Origin of the sequence: Hydrogenophaga taeniospiralis CCUG 15921 (assembly GCF_001592305.1) — a bacterium.
Classification (GTDB): Bacteria; Pseudomonadota; Gammaproteobacteria; order Burkholderiales; family Burkholderiaceae_C; genus Hydrogenophaga; species Hydrogenophaga taeniospiralis.
Genome location: NZ_BCWR01000008.1, coordinates 70845 through 91223, shown reverse-complemented (window position 1 = coordinate 91223; position 20379 = coordinate 70845). Strand labels below are relative to the sequence as shown.

21 protein-coding genes are annotated in these 20379 nt (G+C 63.9%); 15 read left to right on the top strand and 6 right to left on the bottom strand.

The features are described 5' to 3' along the window. The first annotated feature begins 68 nt into the window (after nt 1–68). The 3 genes from HTA01S_RS11870 to HTA01S_RS11860 all read left to right on the top strand — a co-directional run bounded on the left by HTA01S_RS11870 (nt 69) and on the right by HTA01S_RS11860 (nt 2725). On the top strand, nt 69–302 hold the full coding sequence (locus HTA01S_RS11870) for a hypothetical protein (RefSeq protein WP_068171393.1): 234 nt from the start codon (nt 69–71) through the stop codon (nt 300–302). Between the two features lie 234 nt (nt 303–536). Then, entirely contained in the window at nt 537–1343 is an 807-nt protein-coding gene (locus HTA01S_RS11865) for a hypothetical protein (RefSeq protein WP_068171390.1), read from the top strand. Between the two features lie 44 nt (nt 1344–1387). After that, on the top strand, nt 1388–2725 hold the full coding sequence (locus HTA01S_RS11860) for a hypothetical protein (RefSeq protein ID WP_068171386.1): 1338 nt from the start codon (nt 1388–1390) through the stop codon (nt 2723–2725). Nucleotides 2726–2833: 108 nt separating this feature from the next. Here the strand turns inward: HTA01S_RS11860 and HTA01S_RS11855 are convergent, their stop codons facing one another. Next, the gene (locus tag HTA01S_RS11855; RefSeq protein ID WP_068171384.1) at nt 2834–3202 is read right to left on the bottom strand and encodes a hypothetical protein; all 369 of its coding nucleotides are present in this window, start codon (nt 3200–3202) and stop codon (nt 2834–2836) included. A 465-nt stretch (nt 3203–3667) separates the two neighbouring features. Then, a complete protein-coding gene (locus HTA01S_RS24690; protein WP_084236050.1) occupies nt 3668–3838 on the bottom strand; it encodes a tyrosine-type recombinase/integrase in 171 nt (56 codons plus the stop codon). 262 nt (nt 3839–4100) lie between these two features. Between HTA01S_RS24690 and HTA01S_RS11850 the strand changes: the two genes are divergently transcribed. The 3 genes from HTA01S_RS11850 to HTA01S_RS11845 all read left to right on the top strand — a co-directional run bounded on the left by HTA01S_RS11850 (nt 4101) and on the right by HTA01S_RS11845 (nt 5896). Continuing rightward, complete coding sequence (locus HTA01S_RS11850) at nt 4101–4412, top strand: hypothetical protein (RefSeq protein ID WP_068171380.1); 312 nt, start codon at nt 4101–4103, stop codon at nt 4410–4412. A gap of 161 nt (nt 4413–4573) precedes the next feature. After that, nucleotides 4574–5347, top strand: coding sequence for a hypothetical protein (locus HTA01S_RS24685; protein WP_218017344.1), 774 nt, complete (start codon nt 4574–4576; stop codon nt 5345–5347). Between the two features lie 60 nt (nt 5348–5407). Beyond that, on the top strand, nt 5408–5896 hold the full coding sequence (locus HTA01S_RS11845; RefSeq protein ID WP_245638071.1) for a hypothetical protein: 489 nt from the start codon (nt 5408–5410) through the stop codon (nt 5894–5896). A 347-nt stretch (nt 5897–6243) separates the two neighbouring features. On the opposite strand, the gene HTA01S_RS11840 is transcribed toward HTA01S_RS11845, so the two are convergent. After that, entirely contained in the window at nt 6244–7383 is a 1140-nt protein-coding gene (locus tag HTA01S_RS11840) for a TIR domain-containing protein (RefSeq protein ID WP_068171376.1), read from the bottom strand. 675 nt (nt 7384–8058) lie between these two features. Between HTA01S_RS11840 and cdd the strand changes: the two genes are divergently transcribed. Continuing rightward, the gene (gene cdd / locus HTA01S_RS11835) at nt 8059–9048 is read left to right on the top strand and encodes a cytidine deaminase (RefSeq protein ID WP_068171374.1); all 990 of its coding nucleotides are present in this window, start codon (nt 8059–8061) and stop codon (nt 9046–9048) included. A gap of 74 nt (nt 9049–9122) precedes the next feature. Here cdd and glmS read toward each other — a convergent pair whose 3' ends face one another. Continuing rightward, nucleotides 9123–10985 (bottom strand): glutamine--fructose-6-phosphate transaminase (isomerizing), encoded by a 1863-nt coding sequence (glmS, locus tag HTA01S_RS11830; RefSeq protein WP_068171370.1) that lies wholly within the window; start codon nt 10983–10985, stop codon nt 9123–9125. A 145-nt stretch (nt 10986–11130) separates the two neighbouring features. Here glmS and HTA01S_RS11825 point away from each other — a divergent pair, with 145 nt between their 5' ends. Together HTA01S_RS11825 and HTA01S_RS11820 are read left to right on the top strand one after the other, a co-directional pair. Further along, nucleotides 11131–11631 carry an Lrp/AsnC family transcriptional regulator gene (locus HTA01S_RS11825; RefSeq protein WP_068171367.1) on the top strand — a complete coding sequence of 167 codons (501 nt, stop codon included), beginning with the start codon at nt 11131–11133 and terminating at the stop codon, nt 11629–11631. A 96-nt stretch (nt 11632–11727) separates the two neighbouring features. Continuing rightward, complete coding sequence (locus HTA01S_RS11820) at nt 11728–12423, top strand: DUF2726 domain-containing protein (RefSeq protein WP_068171365.1); 696 nt, start codon at nt 11728–11730, stop codon at nt 12421–12423. Nucleotides 12424–12460: 37 nt separating this feature from the next. On the opposite strand, the gene glmU is transcribed toward HTA01S_RS11820, so the two are convergent. Continuing rightward, the gene (gene glmU / locus HTA01S_RS11815; RefSeq protein ID WP_068171362.1) at nt 12461–13864 is read right to left on the bottom strand and encodes a bifunctional UDP-N-acetylglucosamine diphosphorylase/glucosamine-1-phosphate N-acetyltransferase GlmU; all 1404 of its coding nucleotides are present in this window, start codon (nt 13862–13864) and stop codon (nt 12461–12463) included. On the opposite strand from glmU, the gene HTA01S_RS11810 reads away from it, so the two are divergent. The 6 genes from HTA01S_RS11810 (at nt 13863) to HTA01S_RS11785 (ending at nt 18890) form a co-directional block, all read left to right on the top strand. Then, nucleotides 13863–14855: a DUF6279 family lipoprotein gene (locus HTA01S_RS11810; protein WP_157572072.1), complete on the top strand. Its 993-nt coding sequence runs from the start codon at nt 13863–13865 to the stop codon at nt 14853–14855. The two genes, glmU and HTA01S_RS11810, sit on opposite strands and share 2 nt — an antisense overlap. A 162-nt stretch (nt 14856–15017) precedes the next feature. Then, on the top strand, nt 15018–15788 hold the full coding sequence (locus HTA01S_RS11805) for a GntR family transcriptional regulator (protein ID WP_068171359.1): 771 nt from the start codon (nt 15018–15020) through the stop codon (nt 15786–15788). Next, nucleotides 15785–16579 (top strand): transporter substrate-binding domain-containing protein, encoded by a 795-nt coding sequence (locus tag HTA01S_RS25230; RefSeq protein ID WP_068171355.1) that lies wholly within the window; start codon nt 15785–15787, stop codon nt 16577–16579. Before HTA01S_RS11805 ends, HTA01S_RS25230 begins: the two co-directional genes overlap by 4 nt. Before the next feature lie 120 nt (nt 16580–16699). Next, nucleotides 16700–17371 carry an amino acid ABC transporter permease gene (locus HTA01S_RS11795; protein ID WP_068171352.1) on the top strand — a complete coding sequence of 224 codons (672 nt, stop codon included), beginning with the start codon at nt 16700–16702 and terminating at the stop codon, nt 17369–17371. Further along, nucleotides 17364–18014: an amino acid ABC transporter permease gene (locus HTA01S_RS11790; protein WP_068171842.1), complete on the top strand. Its 651-nt coding sequence runs from the start codon at nt 17364–17366 to the stop codon at nt 18012–18014. The genes HTA01S_RS11795 and HTA01S_RS11790 overlap by 8 nt, the downstream gene beginning before the upstream one ends. Before the next feature lie 114 nt (nt 18015–18128). Continuing rightward, nucleotides 18129–18890, top strand: coding sequence for an amino acid ABC transporter ATP-binding protein (locus HTA01S_RS11785; protein ID WP_068171349.1), 762 nt, complete (start codon nt 18129–18131; stop codon nt 18888–18890). Nucleotides 18891–19020: 130 nt separating this feature from the next. Here HTA01S_RS11785 and HTA01S_RS11780 read toward each other — a convergent pair whose 3' ends face one another. After that, nucleotides 19021–20307 (bottom strand): anion transporter, encoded by a 1287-nt coding sequence (locus HTA01S_RS11780; RefSeq protein ID WP_068171839.1) that lies wholly within the window; start codon nt 20305–20307, stop codon nt 19021–19023. Nucleotides 20308–20379: the final 72 nt, after the last annotated feature.

Below are 20379 nucleotides of genomic sequence, written 5' to 3'. Positions count from 1 at the left end.
GTAGAAAATAACCCATATCACCATGGGAGTTTCGAGACGTCCGGACCGGCCGCGAAGGCCATGCATACATGAACCATCAGAAGCCACGTGACCGCAGCAGGATCGAGCCGTCTCGCGCTCGGCCGAGCGAGGCCATGGGAGAGCAGCGCTATCAGGAACTCATGCGCGGCCTGAATCACTTCTTCCAGGCAACCGAACACGATACCCAGGCCCACACAGCCGCCCAGCGTCAGCAGGTGATCCGGGAGATCAAGGCCTTGATGGACCACCATGGCCTGACGGTTGAGGACATCGGTGAGTGACGGCATCCCGATGAAGCGGCGCTCCGCCTGATCGGCCAGGAGCGGCCATCCGCAGCAGCGCCGCAGGGTGAGCCCGGCACGCCCCCACCTGTCAGAGTTGCCAGGGCCACGTTTGGCGGGCCCGCCGAATGCCCCGAGCATTGCCAGCCAGATGAGCCGCACAGGAGCCCTGGGCGCCATCAAGAGGCGACCTGCCTCCAACGGCAAAAACAAAAGAGAAATGAGGGGGAGGCAATGGACAAGTTTCCGGCTGAGTTTGCCGAGATGCTCAGCGCGCCCGGCAAGGCGATGCTGCGGCAAGGTTTTGCAGACACCGCACGCTTTGCGGGCAGGGCCGCGACCCAGGACGCGGGGTCTGGCCAGACACCACTGGCTTTCTTGCCGGGCATGCTCAGCAAGACCTGGGCGATGCAAGCGCGCCGCCTGCTCGACGCCACCATGCCGGCCCACGTCCGCCGCATCGAGTCGCGCATTCCACCCGAGACCATCACCGGCATGCGCCGCAACTACACCGAACAGTTGCCCAAGAGCATGCGCATCCAGACGGCGTATTTCGACTCACCCCGAAGCGCCGCCTACCGGGCCGCAGCAGAGATCGGTCTGCTGCAAATGCTGCGCTCGGAGAGCCTGGCCCTCTTCGCCGAGCGGATCACCGGATTGCCGCTGGAGCGGCGGCGCGGCGTGCAACTCATCCTGTACGAGCCGGGTGACTATTCGGGGCCGCACAACGACCACCACCCCGAGAACGCCCACGCCCGCGAGGGCTTTGTCGATCTGCACATCTCGCTGTGCAACGAAGGCGTTCAGGACCAGTTCCTGGTCTGCGAAGAGCATGGTCATCTGACAGGGGTCTATCCGGCCGCCAGCGATGGTTCGGTGGCGCTGTACCGGCTGCCCTTCTGGCACTACACCACGCCGCTGCGCGCCAAGCCGGGTGCCGAACACAAGGCGCGGCGCTGGCTGCTGCTGGCCACGTTTGACCTGCGCCAGCCCTCCCGACGAGATCACCGGGCCACGGCCGGACGCAGCCGGTCGGCATGAGCTGCAGGCACGTTTCACATGTTTCATTCAAAGAGGGAGTTTTCATGACCCAGCGCTATTCCAAGATCCGCTTCATCGGGTACACCATCCCCACCACACCGGCCAGCATGGTCGCCATTGGCAACCCCAATGGCCCGGGCGCGGTGGCGGGGACCTACCTGGGGCTGGAGGATTTTCAGGCGGATGTGCGGGCACGCATCGCGGTGCTGAAGAACGCCGCCGAGCAGGCGCTTGCGGCCCTGCCATCGGACGAGGCGCCAGGCAGCGTGCTCAACCTGTTCGTGGCCCCCGAGTTCTACTTTCATGGCACCCAGGGTCCGTACATCTACGGGCATGTGGATGCGGACCCAACCGATTTCATCCTGAGCGAGCTGCGCCAGGCTTTTCCGGCCAGCCAGTACCCGGACTGGACCTTTGTCTGTGGTTCGGCGATCACCTCGCGTGTGCACGACGTGACCACCATCCTGGCCTCCAACAGCACCCAGGTGCGCAATGCCGTGGTGCAGTCCCTGTCCGAGCAGTGGCTGGCGGCCTACGGGCCACTGAACGGCGTAGTGTTCGACATGTTGGTCAACTTCATCAAGAACTGCCACTCCTACCCTTGCATGGAGGTGCGCAACCGGGCCCTGATCGTGAGCAACGTCGCGCTGGACACGCCCACCCATTCGCTGGGCACGGACCAGATGACCTGCGAGAAGTACTTTGTCTCCAACGAAGACTTCGTGCTCTACGACACCACTGGCCGCCAAGACGTCGTGACGGAGCAGATGACGGCCTACCCTTTCATTGACCTGAGCGATGGCGACCTCAAGGCCAGCGCCAAGGACAAATACGCCATCTTCCGGCAGAACTACGGCCCGGAGAATTTCCCGCAGTACGTCGATTTCGGCGTGGAGGTCTGCCTGGACCACAGCGACGTGCGCCTGCGCCGCAACATCGACAACGAGCCCTGGCCCCAGGCGGTCGATGCCCTGCATGTGCAGATCATCCCCTCGTGCGGCATGCAGATCGCCGCGCCCAGCGTGGCCGCCGACGCCATGGGCTTTGTCTTCAACTGCGACGGCCAGTACGCCCTGGACACCAGCAACGGCACGGCATGCCAGGGTGTGCAAAACAGCGTGCAATGCGTCTACGCCAACTACCTTGACGCCAGCAACCCCGCGTACGCGGGCCACACCCAGCTGGCGCGCGTGCAACAGCCCGCCGTCGGCGGCGACCCCAACCGGAGCGGCGCGAGCAACGCCAGTTTTCAGACGCTGGGTACGCAGGACATGGCCATCCTTTCCGTCCCTGCGGTGCCCGAGCTGGCCCAGTGTTTCGCTGGAGGCCCTGGCGCCGTGCACATCTATGGCCTGAAGTCTCCGTACGACTTCTACGCCTGAGGCCGGGCCTGACACCAAACGCCAGACCGCTGGTCTGCGGTCGTGCAACCGGGTCACTTTTGCACCGCTCTACTTTTTCGCTGCGCCACCTATTTGGTGCTTAGCCAATCACCCCTGCAGGGCCTCAACGGGGACACGGCGGCGCCGCCGCACGCTCACCACAGGCGCGGCGACAGGACGTTCGATCTGGTGTTCGAAATCAAGAGCCTGAGGCAGGACGCTCCCCACTGGCGCAACGACGGGCAGCGATGGACGACGACTCCAGTTTTTTCGGGGGAACTCATGCTTCAGCGCACGGAGCACCTTGAACGTATTCAGTGGCTGAACCACTGCACCGTTGACCTGCACATACCGCCCCTCGGGCGTCTGAGCCAATGCCCCGATTTGGGTTCCGTTCTGGATAACCGCCAGATAGCGAAACCCAGCGTGCTCGACGAGCGTAAATGGGCGGATGTTGACCGTGGGTCTGATGATCATGGATGCTGAAATCGGATGCCGTCAGGAGCGTGATGGGTCGCTCCCGGCACATGGCCTTGTTTGCTGAGAATGGGTCGTCGACAAAAATTCGATACACCCCGAAAGCCGAGGCCTTCTGCACCATTCCCTGAACACGTCAACGGGTCGGGGCACAGCCAAATATTTGATTATAAAAAATATGCATCTAAGAAGTCCGGACTTTTCGCACCATTCCCCGTGATATCAAGATCCATCGAAAGTCGCTTCAAGGCTGGCTGCTGCCGGTGACCTGGCACGCCTGAATGTCGGCCGCCGCGGTCACCTGTCATTCGAGGATGCAAGGGTCGAACGACCGCTGCACAACCGTCACCGATCACTCAACGCAGGCCAGCCTGGTCACGCTTCGAGAACGACTTCTCGCGCCTGAGGTGAGCGGCTGTGCCCGACCCGGAGCAGTCCTATGTCCGCGAACCTCGGAGCGGATCTTCAATGCCCATGTGCAATGGCATCCAGCGGGCTCGCCGTGCCCCCCGCATCCACCGTCACCTTCAGCACATGGGTGTAGATCATCGTTGTCGACACGTTGGAATGCCCCAAAAGCTCGTGCACGGTTCGGATCTCGGTACCTACCTGCTCGATGCTGAGGCTATATTGCATGTACTGGATTCACTCGCTCAACTGGTCCCAAAGCCGGGTCGACTGCTGCTCTGGCGCGCGGGGTTTGACGGAATTTTTGTAACTGTACGTACATCCAGTAAATTAGTCAACCAGCCAAGCTGCAAGCCACTTACGGGAGGAATACATGACCAACTTATGGAGCAGCACCCAACTTATAGAGCAGGTTTTGCTCTGGACATTACGTTAGGCGTCCAATGCCACGCAGTCCATTCATCGAAAGTCTCACCAGCCGAAGGAATAGATGCCTGAGTTCCTAATGTTGGGAGAGCACCAGATCGGCATTCTTGAAAGCACGAATGTCGATCACTTCTGGTGCTATGGAAGATTCAAGCCGGGCAAGAACTTCGGCATCCTGGCGGAGCGTCTTGCACTTCTTGAGAGGGCCTATTTCGAAGCTGAGGCGGGAAGTTCCTCAGTCGATCCAGATCAGCTACAAGATGAGATAAACCAGCTTGGCCTCGCTGTTCTCTCGAACGGCACTGCCATGCAGGTCCAGGATTTCAAGCTTCAAGGTGAAAGCTATGAATACCGAGTTGGAACGAGTGACGCCTAACCCTTCGGTCGAGCGGACGTCAACCGGCTGGCCGCTTCCGGGCTTGCTTCATCATCCCTCCAGCGGCCAGCCGTTTGCCGCCGCTCACCTCAAACGTTAGGTGTAAAAACATCGTGAAGCGCTATCGGGTACTGGCATACGATTTCGACACACGGGCAGTAATGCTCGAGACCGAAATCAAAGACGATTGGGAGGAGAATAATCGTCAGCTCTGGCTACGAAATAGGCGATCCATTCGTGATGGGTTGGTGTTTGAGTTCGGTCCGAAAGAGCATGAGCGCAAGATCGAAGACTTCGTAGCGTTGGGTGCGAATCCAATGTCGCTCATTTCGTTCCACAACGTGTTTCTCCGGCAATGTCGAAGCGCATTCGTGTATGGAAGCTATTACCCAGCTTTGGTATCGGCTTGCACGCTCGGCGAGCGGATTCTAAACAGGCTTGTAATCCACCTTCGCAGATACTACAAGTCGACGGTTGAGTATAAAACCATCTACCGGAAGGAGTCCTTCGATAACTGGGAGGTGGCGATTGCCACTCTTGTTTCGTGGGAAGTCTTGCTACCTGAACCAGCCAACCTATTCCGGAAGCTTGCTGCCATTCGGCATCACTCAATTCACTTTAACCCGGAAACAGATACCACTGCGAGGGATTCTGCGCTTGAAGCTATTACTACACTTCAAAAAATAGTAGAAAAGCAGTTTTCTGCCTTTGGTCTCCAGCCTTGGTATATCAAAGGAACAAAAGGTGCCATGTATGTGGCGCGAAAGCATGAGAGCACGCCATTCGTCAAAGAAGTAGTGTTGCCAAACTGTGTGTTGGTCGGCCCGCAGCATCGGCTAGAACATGGGCACAAGGGATGGACCGTACATGACGACCATCCCTACCCGGAAAAAGAGATCAGTGATGAAGAGTTTGTCGCACTGCTACCCGGCTAAGCACCTGGCAATCGCGTGGAGTGGGACGCATTTTCCGCTGCTCCTTCGGCTTCACTCCAAATGCGCCCCTCACGCAAAGCGTTAGGCGCCTGCAAAATCACCAACCTACATGCCACCATCGACCTGGATCACAGGGAGGAACAAGTAATGATGCAATGGGTAGTCGAACGACTGATCTCTCTTCTTGGCCCAATCGCCACAATGGCTAAGGAAAAGCGAGACCTGCAAGACAACGCTTTACGCTCTATCTCTCATGCGCTGCAGGAAACCAAACTCTATTACAGAGACCTCGGCCTTGGCAAAGAGCGCAGCCGAGACATTGAGAGCCAGCTCGCAAAGTACTGGGCCGCCGCCGCAATACCTTTGCGACATATTGACCAAGAACTTGCAATGAACTGCGAGAACAAGGCCGAGTACTGGCTAAGCCCTGAAACGTTCTCGGAAGAAGACATAAAGCAAATGGGAATCAAGCTCACAGATCTTTCGGCTGCCTATCGGAAGCTTGTTGCTCCAAAGTTCACTGGGCCTACTCGCAGGGCAGGCGCCTAGCCCTTCCATCAAGAGGGACGTCCAAGGGCTATCGCCCTCGGCCGCCCCTCATGTCAAACGTTGAGCGACCGCATTCACGATTGAGGATCGCCCGCTTCTGGCCGGATCCTCCAATTCGCGGACGGCGCTGGAAGCAGCCGTTGGTCGGTGATGCGGCGAGACCAGGAGACCGCTGACGGGATGTGCTCTGAACCCACAGAACCGGCCAGGGGCGGCGGCTTGAGCAAAGAGAGTCGGTCATTCAACAATCGGGGTGTGGACGGTGCCAACCGCTAAGCCCGTCACTACCAACATAGGCAAAGCCGGTCTGACGGGCTCAGCCTTTGAAACTTGACTCGACCGACTTGCTAGGACGCGTTCGGCGCTTCAAGTACACCCTCCCGCTCCAACACCAAGCGAATCTCCTCGAATTTGGCGGCTATGTTTCCTTTGGGAAATCGGATCTGACCAAGGCCTTGAATATTGCTGAACTCTTCGCAACCCTCTTCGAGCAATACGATTGCCTTTGTGAATCCGAGGCGGCCCTGGAAGAGGCCTACTTCGTGGATGACGTTCATTCGAGCCTGAACCTTCCCATCAGCAAGTTCGTCTTCTGCCGTCATGATGACGAATGCACAAGCAGCCGAGTCCAACATCTCAGACAACCTTGCAATGTTCGTGATCCCAGCAACTGGGATGCGGTTGAATTCGTCGTGAGGAAGCCTCAGTCGTTCCTTTATGAAGTCCTTGAGATCTCTCCACACGAATGAGCGGCCGTGGCCGATAAAGACGTTCGTGCCGATCCGAGAGGAGCGCACTTCCACCCTGCTCACACGACTGAGGTGGGCTGCAATCTTTTCGAGACGATTCGCGAGTTCTTGGCAGTGCGCTGCGGGTTGGTTTGCAGCGGTGATTCGGGCCTGGATCTTCACATGGGGCGGCGCCCAAGTACCTTGCTGAATTGCGCGCATGTCGCTGGTTATTAGCTGACGCTTGGGGGACAACTGGTTTGCGATGCCGGCTGCGTCAAAAACCTCGGCCTTTTCGATCTCTTCCAACATGCGGCTAACGTACTTGTCGTCATGCGCATCAAGGTAAACAGTGAGGATCGAAATCACGTCAGCTTTGAAGCTGTTGAATAGTGCAAGACCTTGGTCTGCAAGATCCTCGGCGATTGCAAGTGCCTCATTGCCGCTCTGATCCACAAGAAAGTCAAACACTTGCTGATCGGTCAACTCGATCCAGTTGCGGTCTGGAGCAGCATAGTAGGTGCCGCTAGTGCCATGCTCTATGTCGAAGTGAGTGCCGGCAGGAGGAGTCGAAAAATTCTTGTAGTACACATTCGCCTGATACCCAAGCCAGGAACCACTGGCACTCTTTGAGACTTCGCGCGCGCGCTCCCACACGGTGTTCAAGACGGTCCTCGCCGGAGCTGTGTCGTATGCCTCCGCGAACTCAAGGAGTCGACTGCGGGCATCGAGCAGTTCAATTTCAGGGGCTTTTTGCATGCTGGATACAGATATCGAAGTGGTTGTACACCGAGGGTGCGGGTTGTGCGGCGTGCCGATCCGGAGTGCAAAGCGCGTAGGTCACCCGCAAGCACAGCTTTGATTATTGGAAACAGATCCGACCGGGTTCGCAACGTACCACCGGGTTGGACATTTGGGTCCGCAAACACTTTGGCAGTCTACTCGGGCGAAACCACTGGATGCAGTAGCCCCTGCCGATCACCGAACCAGGAATGACGGCTTTGGGACCTTGAGTCAAACGACTCCTCAGCGTCGGTACCGCCAGTCCAGGTGATGGGGAAGCGGTCGGCGGCGCGGCGCCAGCCGGGTCGCGAATGCCCTATGACAGCAGTACCTCGTACTGCCGCCATTCGGGCCGTCACATGTAGCAGCGGCCAACATCCGCTTCGTGGCAGTCAGCGTGAGTACGCTTGAGCGCACCCACCGTCAGCACACGCTGCAAAGCCGCCCACCGAACTCTAAAGGCCGCTTCTGCCTCGCAATCAACCGGCAGGCAATGACGGCGCCCCCACGAACCCACAACGCGCCGAATTGGTAACCATGACAGGTAGGCACGCCTGACCGGTTGCCGTCCTTGATACGTTCAGGCCGGTGGTGCCACGCCTCAAAGGTGGCACTCAGGGAGAGGGTTCATTCACACACTTTGGAGACAACATGCCCAGCACTTCTCAACGCAGTTCCGCCTGGATCACAGCCATCAACACCCTGCCTGCCGACATCCGTCCGGACGTCGATGCGATGTGGGAACAGGGTGGTTTTCTGTCGGCCAACCAGGTGGGAACCATTCTGGGCAAGCTCGGCGCTCAGGCTGAGATCGGAACGCTGATGATGCAGCTGTTGCCGGTGGCGCAGACCTATGCGGTGGTGCCTGTCTCGCACTACCAGGTCGGGGCCGTGGCGGCCGGCATGCCGGTTCCGGGCACGGGTTGGGCCAGCTTGTATCTGGGCGCGAACTTCGAGTTCAGCGACGTCGCCCTGAGCTTCACGGTGCATGCCGAGCAGGCCGCCACCAACAACGCCTGGCTCCACGGTGAAGCGGGTCTGCAGGCCTTGGCGATCAGTGCCGCGCCGTGCGGGTATTGCCGCCAGTTCCTGTACGAACTGGTGTCCGCCCAGCAGCTCAACATCCTGCTGCCACCGGTACCGGCCAACCCGAACAATCCTTACGCGTACACGATGACGCCGCTCACCACCTTTCTGCCCGATGCCTTCGGGCCGAGTGACCTGGGCATCACCGGTGGGCTGATGGACCCCAAGCTGTGCACCCATGCGGTGAGCCTGCCTGGTGGCGCGCCCAGCGACCCGGTCATTGCGGCCGCGCTTGCGGCAGCCCAGGGTTGCTACGCCCCTTACCCCACCGACACCGCCTACGGTTACGCGGGCATTGCGGTGCAACTGAATGACGGGAGCATCTACGCGGGACGGAACGCCGAAAACGCGGCCTACAACCCCAGCCTTTCACCGCTGGAATCGGCGCTGGCCTTCATGAACATGAACCAGCTGCAAGGCGCCACCCGCAGTGTCAGCCGGTGTGTGCTGGTGGAAGTGCCAACACTCTCCAGCCAACAAAGTGCCAGCGCGGCCGTGCTGGCAGCCTACGCGCCTGGTGTGCCGCTGGAGTACTGCGCGGCGACCAGTCCTTGATTCAAGGGATTGGCCCGGCGGATGTGTCTTGACCGGGAACCTGAAGGGCCACGGGTCAATGGTTCTCCGCCACCTCACTCCACCGTGACGCTCTTGGCGAGGTTTCTGGGCTTGTCCACATCCGTGCCCTTGGCCAGCGCCGTGTGATAGGCCAGCAGCTGCAGCGGCACCACGTGCAGGATGGGCGAGAGCGCGCCGTAGTGTTCGGGCATGCGGATGACGTGGATGCCTTCGCTGCTGCCGATGCGGGTGTCGGCATCGGCCAGCACATAGAGCACGCCGCCGCGCGCGCGCACTTCCTGCATGTTGCTCTTGAGCTTTTCCAGCAGGGTGTCGTTGGGCGCCACGGTCACCACCGGCATGGCGCTGGTGACCAGCGCCAGCGGGCCGTGCTTGAGTTCACCCGCCGGGTAGGCCTCGGCGTGGATGTAGCTGATTTCCTTGAGCTTCAAGGCGCCTTCGAGCGCGATCGGGTAGTGCAGCCCCCGGCCGAGGAAGAGCGCGTTGTCCATGCGCGCGAAGTCTTCGGCCCAGCTGATCACCTGCGGCTCCAGCGCCAGCACGGCCTGCAGCGCCACGGGCAGGTGGCGCATGGCCTTGAGGTGCTGCGCCTCGGCCTCGTCGCTCAGGTGGCCGCGCACCTGGGCCAGCGCCAGCGTGAGCAGGAACAGGCCCGCGAGCTGCGTCGTGAAGGCCTTGGTGGACGCCACGCCGATCTCGACCCCCGCGCGGGTGATGTAGGCCAGTTCGCATTCGCGCACCATGGCGCTGGTGGCCACGTTGCAGATGGTCAGGGTGTGTTTCATGCCCAGGCCCTGGGCATGGCGCAGCGCGGCCAGGGTGTCGGCGGTTTCGCCGCTTTGCGTGATGGTGACCACCAGCGTGCGCGGGTTGGGCACGCTCGTGCGGTAGCGGTATTCGCTCGCCACCTCGACCTGCGTCGGAATCTTGGCGATGTCTTCCAGCCAGTATTTCGCCGCGCAGCCGCTGTAATAGCTGGTGCCACAGGCGAGGATGAGCACGTTGTCGATGTCCTTGAAGATGCGCCAGGCACCGTCGCCGAACAGCTCGGGCGTGATGCCGGCGACGCCTTCGAGCGTGTCGCCGATGGCGCGCGGCTGCTCGAAGATCTCCTTTTGCATGTAGTGGCGGTAGGGGCCGAGCTCGGCCGCGCCGCTGTGCGCGTGCACGGTCTTCACCGGGCGCTGGGTCGCGTCGAAACTGCGGCCCTGGGCGTCGGCCACCCAGTAGCGGCCGAGCTGCAGGTCCACCAGATCGCCCTCTTCGAGGTAGACGATCTGGTCGGTCACGCCGGCCAGGGCCATGGCGTCGCTGGCCAGGAAGTGCTCCTGACCGCCGTCGCCCACACCCAGGATCAGCGGTGAGCCGGCGCGCGCGCCCACCACGCGGTGCGGCTCGTCCTTGTGGAACACCGCCAGCGCATAGGCACCGTGCAGCTGCGCCACCGCCGCCTGCAGCGCGGCGAACACATCGCCTTCGTAGAGCGAGTCGATCAGGTGGGCGATGACTTCGGTGTCGGTCTGGCTCTCGAACACATAGCCCTTGGCCTGCAGGGCGGCGCGCAGCTCGTCGTGGTTCTCGATGATGCCGTTGTGCACCAACGCGACGCGGCCGGCCGTGCCATCGGTGGAACTGTGCCCGGGGCCGTGGCTGAAGTGCGGGTGGGCGTTGTGCACGGCGGGCGCGCCGTGGGTGGCCCAGCGCGTGTGGGCGATGCCGGTGCCGCTGGCGATGGACTCCAGCTTCACCTGCTCGATCAGTTCGGCCACGCGGGCCGTGCTGCGCGCGCGCCGCAGACCACCGCTGTGGACCGCCACACCGCAGGAGTCGTAGCCGCGGTACTCCAGCCGTTGCAGCCCCTGAACCAGCACGGGCACCACGTCACGCCCGGAAACCCCTGCCACGATGCCGCACATAACGCGCTCCTTGAAAAATTGATGTTGTGCATGCTATACAGCCAGCGAGGAAACTTCAGATCAAATTTCATCACATATTGACCAATAATTTCACCATAAGACTGATTTGGTTTTTTATTCCCTGAAATTACAAACAATGAAATAAATGAACATAGACGACACCGATCTTCGCCTGCTCGATCTGCTGCAAACCGACGCCTCGCGCAGCAATCAGACCCTGGCCGAGCTGGCGCACCTCTCGCCGCCCACGAGCCTGCGGCGCATCAAGCGCCTGCGCGAGCTGGGCCTGATCGAGCGCGAGGTGGCCCTGCTCAGCGCCGACCGGCTCGCGCCGCTGCTGGGCCACGGTCTGACGGCCCTGCTCGAAATCACACTGGAACGCCAGGGCGCCGAGCAGTTGGACGCCTTCGAGGCACGCGCCGTAGCCGAGGCGGCGGTGCAGCAGTGTTACCGCGTCAGCCCCGGCCCCGACTTCATGCTGGTGGTGCACGTGCCTGACATGCCCGCCTACCTCGCGCTGGCGCAGCGCCTGTTCACCAGCGATGCCAACGTGCGCAACGTCAAGAGTTTCTTCAGCATCAAGCGGGCCAAGTTCGAGCCACGGCTGGCGCTGCGACCCGTCGGCGGGACCGTCATCGCGCGGTAACAAAGCGTTAGAACGACCAAAAAGCGGTTACAGGCTCCTAGAATCCGACCACAAAATTCAGCAACTGGCTGGAATCAGCAACAAACTGGAGGTTGAATGTTCGCCTTGTGGATCGCTCTCATGGTTGTTCTGGCGCTGGTGGCCCTGGGCGCCTGGCTCTACTACCGCCGCAATACCGAGAAGAGTTCGGGCCGCGATGACCGCTACACCCCCGAGCGCGTGCTCACCCCAGAACAGGTGCAGATGCTGGACTACCTGCACGACACCTTTCCCGGCCACGTGGTGCTGCCGAACCTGCCGCTCAAGGACATGCTCTCGGTGCGGCGCGCCGCCGACCACAAAACCGCCCAGGAGCGGCTGCGGACCCAGAAGGTGGACTTCGTGGTGTGTGGCGAAGACGGCCGCCCCCAGTTCGCGTTCGACGTGGAGCAGTACCACCTGAGCAACGCCAAGGCCAAAGAGCACCAGGTGAAGATCAAGAACCGCATCCTCAAGACCGCCGGGGTGCGCTTTCTGCTGCTCAAGAACGGCATCCACCGCATGCCTTCGCCAGACGATTTCCGTGCGCAGCTCAATCTGGCCGCGCTGCCCCAGCCCAAGCCCAAGGAAGAGGTGGAAACCCCCCAGCAGCGGCTGGAATCCCGGATCTCGGAATTCGACCAGCTCTATCCGGCCACCGGCTTCCGGGACTCCGAGGTCATGGGCCTGAGTGGGCTGATGAATCTGGGGGAAGAAGACGCCGAACGCCAGAACCGGCAGCGCCCGCCCTCGCAGCGCTCGCGCGCGCACTGAGCCCCACGCCCACCGGCCAGGGCACCAGGGCTGGCGCTCAGCCCTTGTTCTTGCTGGGGCGCTGCCAGTTCGGCAGGCTGACCTGCTTGCCGCGCGCCACCGACAGCGCGCCCGGCGGCGTGTTCTTGGTGATGGTCGATCCCCCGCCCACCGTGCCACCGGCGCCCAGGGTGACCGGTGCCACCAGCACGCAGTTGCTGCCCACGTGCACGTCAGCTTCGATCACGGTGCGGTGCTTGTTGGCGCCGTCGTAGTTGGCCGTGATGCTGCCCGCGCCGTAGTTCACCCGCTCGCCCACCGTGGCGTCGCCCAGGTAGGCCAGGTGGTTGGCCTTGGCGCCATCGGCGAGGGTCGAGTTCTTCACCTCCACGAAGTTGCCGATGTGCACCTCGGCCCCGAGCACCGCGCCCGGGCGCAGGCGCGCGAACGGCCCCACCAGCGATCCGCGGCCGACCGTGACCCCGAGTTTTTCGCCGTCGATGTGGGTGAACGGGTGGATCACCGCGCCCGCTTCGATGACCGCGTTGGCGATCACGCAGTTCGCACCGATGCGCACACCCGCACCCAGCGCCACGCGGCCTTCGAACACGCAGTTGACGTCGATCTCCACGTCCTGGCCGCACAGCAGTTCGCCGCGCACGTCCAGCCGCGCCGGGTCGGCCAGGCGGGTGCCCTGCTCCATCAGCGCCTCGGCCACACGGCGCTGGTAGGCCCGTTCCAGCTGCGCGAGCTGCAGCGGGCTGTTGACGCCGGCCACCTCGACCGCGTCCCGCGTGGTGAGGGCCCGCACCGACAGGCCTTGCGCCACCGCGTGCTTGACCACGTCGGTCAGGTAGTACTCGTGCTGGCTGTTGTCGTTCGACAGACGGGCGAGCAGGGGTTTGAGCAGCTCGGCCGGCGCGGCCATGACGCCGCTGTACCACTCGGTGATGCCCCGCTGCGCCGCATCGGCATCCTTGGCTTCGACGATGGCCACCACCGATCGGTCCTCGTCGTTGTCGCGCACGATCCGCCCATACCCACCGGCGTCTTCGCCCGTGTCCACGCTGAGCAGGGCCAGGTGCTCGCCGGCGCAGGCTGTGAGCAAGGCGTCCAGCGTGGCGCGCCCGATCAGGGGCACATCGCCGTTGAGGATCAGCACGATTCCGTCGTCCGCCAGCACGGGCACGGCCTGCTGCACCGCGTGGCCGGTGCCCAGTTGCGGCTCTTGGCGCACGAAACGCAGCGCCATGGCGTCGGGCGCGCGCAAGGCGGCCTCCACCGCTTCGGCACCGTGCCCGGTGATCACCACCACCGAACGCGCCGACATCCGGGCCGCCGTGTCGATCACGTGCTGGGCCAGTGCACGCCCGCCCAATCGGTGCAACACTTTGGGCCGCAGGCTCTTCATGCGCGTGCCCTTGCCCGCCGCCATCACCACCACATCCACAGGGAAAGACATGAACACCTTTGCTGGGGCCGCGCCGGGCCACGGATTGAATCTGGGACAAAACCTGCCGCGGATTATCTCCCGCCGACCGCTGCGCCACGGTGTGCTGGCCCTCGCGCTGGCCCTGCTCACACTCCTGCTGGGCGCCTGCAGCGCAACCCGCCTGGCCTACAACCAGGCCCCCAATCTGGTGTACTGGTGGATCGACGGCTACACCGACCTGAACGATGCGCAATCGGTCCAGCTGCGCCAGGACATCGACAGCTTTTTCGCCTGGCACCGCAGCACCGAGCTGCCCATCTACACCGGGTTTCTGATGCAGTGGCAACAGCTGGCGGTGAAAGACAGCACCGCCCAGCTCACCTGCATCCAGTTCGAGCGCCTGCGCAGCAGCTACCTGCGGCTGATCGACCGCAGCCTGGAGCCCCTGGCCCGGCTGGCCCTGCAGCTCACCCCCGATCAGTTGCAACACATGGAGCGGCACTACGCCAAGAGCAACCAGGTTTTTGCAGAGGACTATCTGGGCAGCCCCGAACAGCGCCTGGACACCCTGCTGGACAAGGCCACCAGCCGCTACGAAACCCTGTACGGCACGCTCACCGACGCCCAGACGGCCCTGCTGACCCAACGGCTGCGCCAGTCGGCGTTCGACCCCCAGCGCATTCACGCCGAACGCCTGCGGCGCCAGAACGATCTGCTGCAGACACTGCGCGGGCTGCTGGGTCACGCGGGCGGCGACAACGGCACCAGCCCCAGCGCCACGGCGCCCACGACGCCCCCGGCGACCCAAGCCGCCGCCGTGGCGGCCCTGCGCGCCTGGCACGACCGCGTGATGCGCGCGCCCGTGCCCGGTTTTCACGCCTACAGCGAAAGCCTGGTGCGCGAAGGCTGCGAGCAGTTCGCCGCCCTGCACAACAGCACCAGCCCGGCGCAACGCGCCCACGCCGTCGACGTGCTCAAGGGCTACGAGGAAGACCTGCGCGCGCTGATGGCGACGCACTGAGCACCGCGCCCGCGCATCAGGCCGGGGCACCACAACGGCGCCGCCGCGCACGCATTGCTGGTGCATGTCGCACCAGCGAACCGGTCTTTCGCACAACACTGGTGCACATATCTTGCATACAAGTCTTGTATGACATGGCACGGAATTCGCATATAAAGCGGCATGGTGAATTCCACAGTCATTGCCCAGCGCATCGTTGAAGCCATCCTCGCGCAGCGGCTCGCGCCGGGTGCGCGCCTGGGTGAACAGAACCTGTCCATCCTGTTCGACTGCAGCCGTACCCTGGTGCGCGAGGCCCTCATGCGGCTGGCCGCGCGCGGCATCGTCACCGTGAGTTCGCGCCGCGGCTGGTACGTGGTGCAGCCCTCGCACGACGAAGCGCGCGAAGCCTTCGAGGCGCGCCGCGTGATCGAAATGGGCCTGATCCGCCAGGCCGGCCCGATGGACAAGGCCGCGCTGCAGCGCCTGCGCCAGCACCTCAAACAGGAAAAGGCCGCCCTCAAGGGCAGCGACGTGGGCCAGCGCAGCTACCTGCTGGGCGACTTTCACGTGTGCCTGGCCGAATGCCTGGGCAACCAGTTGCTGGCCGACACGCTGCGCGACTTCACCGCCCGCACCACGCTCATCGCCATGCTCTACCAGTCCTCACACGACGCGGTGCAGTCCTGCCAGGACCATGTGGACATCGTCGAAGCGCTGGAGCGCGGCGACACCGAACACGCCGAGCGCCTGATGCAGGCGCACATCGGCCAGGTGCAGGCCGCCCTGCGGCTGAACGCGCCCAACGACCCCCTGGCCAACCTGCGCGAAGCCCTGGCGCCGCTGCACGAAGCCACCCCCGGCACCCCGCCAGGCGCCGCCCGAAAGGCCGGCCGCCGCACCCGCAAACCCACCCCTCCCGCCCCCGAAACCTACCTAGGAGCCTTGCTGTGAAATCCACCAAACGCCTGTTTCTCGCCACCGCCGTCGCGCTCGGCGCATTCGCCAGCCTGGGCGCCGCCCACGCCCAGACCGCGCTCGACGACGTGATGAAGGCCAAGACCATCAAGATCGCCATCCCCACCGACTTCCCGCCCTACGGCTTCGTCGGCACCGACCTGCAACCCCAGGGCCTGGACATCGACACCGCCAAACTGATCGCCAGCAAGCTCGGCGTGAAGCTGGAGCTGGTGCCCGTGACCAGTGCCAACCGCATCCCCTACCTGCAGACCAAGAAGGCCGATCTGGTGATCTCCACCCTGGGCAAGAACCCCGAGCGCTCGGCGGTGATCGACTTCACCGCCGCCTATTCACCCTTCTTCCAGGCCGTGTTCGCGTCGAAGTCGCTCACGGTCACCAGCTTTGCCGACCTGGCTGGCAAATCCATCGGCGTGACCCGCGGCGCCATCGAAGACCAGGAACTCACCAAGCTCGCACCGCCCACGGCCGACGTGAAGCGCTTCGAAGACAACAACGCCACCGTCTCGGCCTTCGTCTCGGGCCAGACCCAGCTCATCGCCACCGGCGCTTCGGTGGCCGGCAACATGATGGCGCGCAACCCGCAGCTGGGCGCCGAATACAAGCTGCTGCTGAAAGACAGCCCCAACTTCATCGGCGTGGCCAAGGGTGAAGACGCGCTGCGCCTGAAGGTGAACGACATCATCATCGCGGCCAAGAAGTCGGGCGAGATCGACGCCCTGGCCAAGAAGTGGCTGGGCCGCCCGGCCGGCACGCTCCCTGAATGAAACAGGCCCCCACGCTCCGCCGCTGCGCGGGTCGCTGCCCCCCCGAGGGGGCTGATTCGCCTTGGGGCGGCCCGGCGGCGAATCGACCTTCGCACCCCATGACGCATTGAGGGCACACACATGCGCATCGAACTCGACTTCATCACCGTGCTGCTGCAGTGGCCGCTGCTCGCCAAGGGCGTGCTCTGGACGCTGGGCCTGACCGCCATCTCGGCCGTGATCGGTCTGGTGGTGGGCACGCTCTGCGCCTGGGCGCGCAGCAGCGGCCCGCTGTGGCTGCGCTGGGTGGTGGGCTGCTATGTGGAGCTCATCCGCAACACGCCCTTCATCGTGCAGCTGTTCTTCGTGTTCTTCGGCCTGCCGGCCGCGGGCGTGAAGCTCACGCCCGAGATCGCGTCGGTGATCGCGATGGTGATCAACCTCGGCGCCTACGCGGCGGAGATCGTCCGCGCCGGCATCGATGCCACGCCCAAGGGTCAGTTCGAAGCCGCCGCCAGCCTGGCGCTCTCGCGCGTGCAGACCTTCCTGCACGTGGTGCTGCCGCCGGCATTGCAGAAGGTGTGGCCCGCGCTCACCAGCCAGATCATCATCGTGATGCTGGGCTCTGCCGTGTGTGGCCAGATCTCCACCGAAGAGCTGAGCTACGCGGCCAACCTCATCCAGAGCCGCAACTTCCGCGCCTTCGAGGCCTTCATCGTCGCCACCGGCATCTACCTGCTGCTGTCGATGGGCGTGCGAGCCCTGCTCAACTGGGCTGGCCCCCGCTATCTCTTTGGAGGCCGCCGTGGTTGACTTTTCGCTGTGGGACATCTTCCGCAACCTGCTGCTGGCCGCGCGCTGGACGGTGAGCCTTTCGCTGATCGCCTTCGTCGGGGGCGGTCTGGTGGGCCTGGCCCTGCTGGTGGCGCGCACCGCGCGCTGGCCCGGCGCCGAGCGCTTCGTGGCCGGCTACGTGCAGCTGTTCCAGGGCACGCCGCTGCTGATGCAGCTGTTCCTGGCCTACTTCGGCCTCGCGCTGTTTGGTGTGGACACCTCGGCCTGGATGGCCGCGGCCGTGGCGCTCACGCTCTACACCAGCGCCTTCCTGGTGGAAATCTGGCGCGGCTGTGTGGCCGCCGTGCCCAAGGGCCAGTGGGAAGCGGCGCAGAGCCTGGCGCTGAGCTTTGGCGAGCAGTTGCGCCACGTGATCCTGCCGCAGGCCACGCGCATCGCCATCGCGCCCACCGTCGGCTTTCTGGTGCAGGTCGTCAAAGGCACGGCGCTGGCCTCGGTGATCGGCTTCGTCGAACTCACCAAGGCCGGCACCATGATCACCAACGCCACCTTCCAGCCCTTCCTGGTGTATAGCTGCGTGGCCCTTCTGTACTTTGCGCTGTGCTTCCCCGTGAGCCTTTATGCGCGTTCCCTGGAAAGGAAGATGAATGCGGTGCGGTAGGTTCCCCCCTACGTCGCTTCGCGCCTTCCCCCCAGGGGGACGAAACCAGCGGCCGGGCAAAGCCCGTTCCGCGGTTTCCCCGGATTCGACTCCCCCTCTGATGGAGCCCACACCATGAATGCTCAAACCGACCAAGCCTCGATCAAACCTGTCGTCGACATCCACCAGCTGCGCAAGTCCTACGGCAGCAACGAGGTGCTCAAGGGCATCGACCTGCAGGTCAAGCCGGGCGAGGTGATCGCCATCATCGGCAAAAGCGGCTCGGGCAAGAGCACGCTGCTGCGCTGCATCAACGGGCTGGAGGTGTTCCAGAGCGGTAGCCTGAGCGTGGACGGCCAGCCGCTGCTGCACGGCAACGCCGCCGCCATGCGCGAACTGCGCCAGCACGTGGGCATGATCTTCCAGAACTTCAACCTGTTCCCGCACCTGAGCGTGGGCAAGAACGTGATGCTCGCGCCCGGTCTGGTGAAGAAGACCGACAGCGCCGCCGGCGAGGCCAAGGCGCGCCAGCTGCTGGACCGCGTGGGCCTGGGCGAGAAGTTCGACGCCTTCCCCGACCAGCTCTCGGGTGGCCAGCAGCAGCGCGTGGCGATCGCGCGCGCGCTGGCGATGGAGCCCAGCGTGCTGCTCTGCGACGAGATCACCTCCGCGCTCGACCCCGAGCTCGTGGGCGAGGTGCTGCGCGTGGTGGAATCGCTGGCCGACGAGGGCATGACCCTGCTGATGGTCACGCACGAGATGGGCTTCGCGCGCAAGGTGAGCGACCGCGTGATCTTCATGCACCAGGGGCGCGTGCACGAGATGGGCACGCCGGCCGAGCTGTTCGGCAACCCGCAGACGCCGGAGCTGCAGCAGTTCCTGTCGTCGATCCACTGACCCCCCGCGCCGCCTTCGGCATCACCCCAAGGGGGGGGTAGCCCGGCAAGCTGGTTCCGCGGTGCCCTGCGCGGGGGTGGCTTCAATCGTTGCAGTCCGCGCGCCGGGGAATGCACCCAGGTGCCGTGCTTCAGCCAGCCCAGCGCATCCAGCCCCACACCACGGCCAGCGTGGCCACCGTCACCGGGATGCCGGTGAGCGCATGTTGCCTCCAGTTGATGCCGATGCCCTGCTTGGCAGCCAGGTCGGCCACGATCAGGTTGGCGATCGAGCCCACCAGCAGCAGGTTGCCGGCGAAGGTGCTCACCAGCGCGAGCATCACGCCCGCCTCGCTGGCGTTGGCACCCAGGTGCGGCAGCAGCAACATGACCGCCGGCACGTTGGACACCAGGTTGGACAGCGCCACACCCAGCACCAGCAGCGGCCCGGGGTCGGCCAGGTGCACGCCCTGGCTGGACATCCATGCCACCGCCTGCGCCGCCAGACCCGTCGTTTCGAACGCGTGGTTGACCACGAACAGGCCGATGAACAGCAGCAGCAACGGCCAATCCACAAAACCCATCACGTGCGAGGAATGCAGGCGCCGGCTCAGCAGCAGCACGCCCGCACCGACCAGCGCCGCCACGTCGCGCGGCCAGTCGGTGAACAGGAAGATGCCCATCAGGGCCGTGGCCACCGCCAGTCCCTTCGTGGTCTGCCAACGGTCGAATGCGGGCTCCTCTTCCGGGCTCGCGGCCGGCAGCAGCGCCATGTCCGCCGGGCGGCGCGGTTCGCCCGCCCCCGTGCGTGCCCCCGGCCCGTAGGCCAGCCACAACCACAGCAAACCCAGGCTCAGCACCACCGGTGGCAGCGCCTGGCGCACATAGCCGCCGAACGGCAGTTGCAGAACGGAGCCGATCAGCATGTTCTGCGGGTTGCCAATCAGCGTCGCGGCCGAGCCGATGTTGGCGGCGCAGGCCAGGCCGATCAGGAACGGCAGCGGGTTCAGCCCGCGCTGCAGGCACAGGCGCGCCACCACCGGCGTCATGGCCAGGCAGATGATGTCGTTGGAAAAGACCGCCGACAGCGCGCCGGCCACAGCGATCAGCGCCGCCAGCAGCCCGGGGCGTGAGAGAGGCATGGCCCCGACACGGCGCGTGACTTCGGCGTAGAAGCCGCCCAGCCGCATCTGGGCCGACACCACCATGAAGGCGAACAGCAGCACGATGGTGGGCAGGTCCACCGCGCGCGCAGCGTCTTCCACCGGCAGGCCGGCCAGCGCGATCACCGCGATGGCGCCGAGCAGGGCCACGCCCGAACGGTCGAGCTTCAGGCGCGGCAGACCGCCGAGAAACATGCCGAGGTACACGACCGCGAAAACCGCGACGATGCCCCAGTCGGTGGCAGAATGCCCGAACAGGGCGGTTGATGGCGTCATGAAGGCGGGCTCTGGGTGGTGCGGCATGGTAGCAAAGGCCTGGCGACCGACCACCACGTCCGCCCCTGGAAC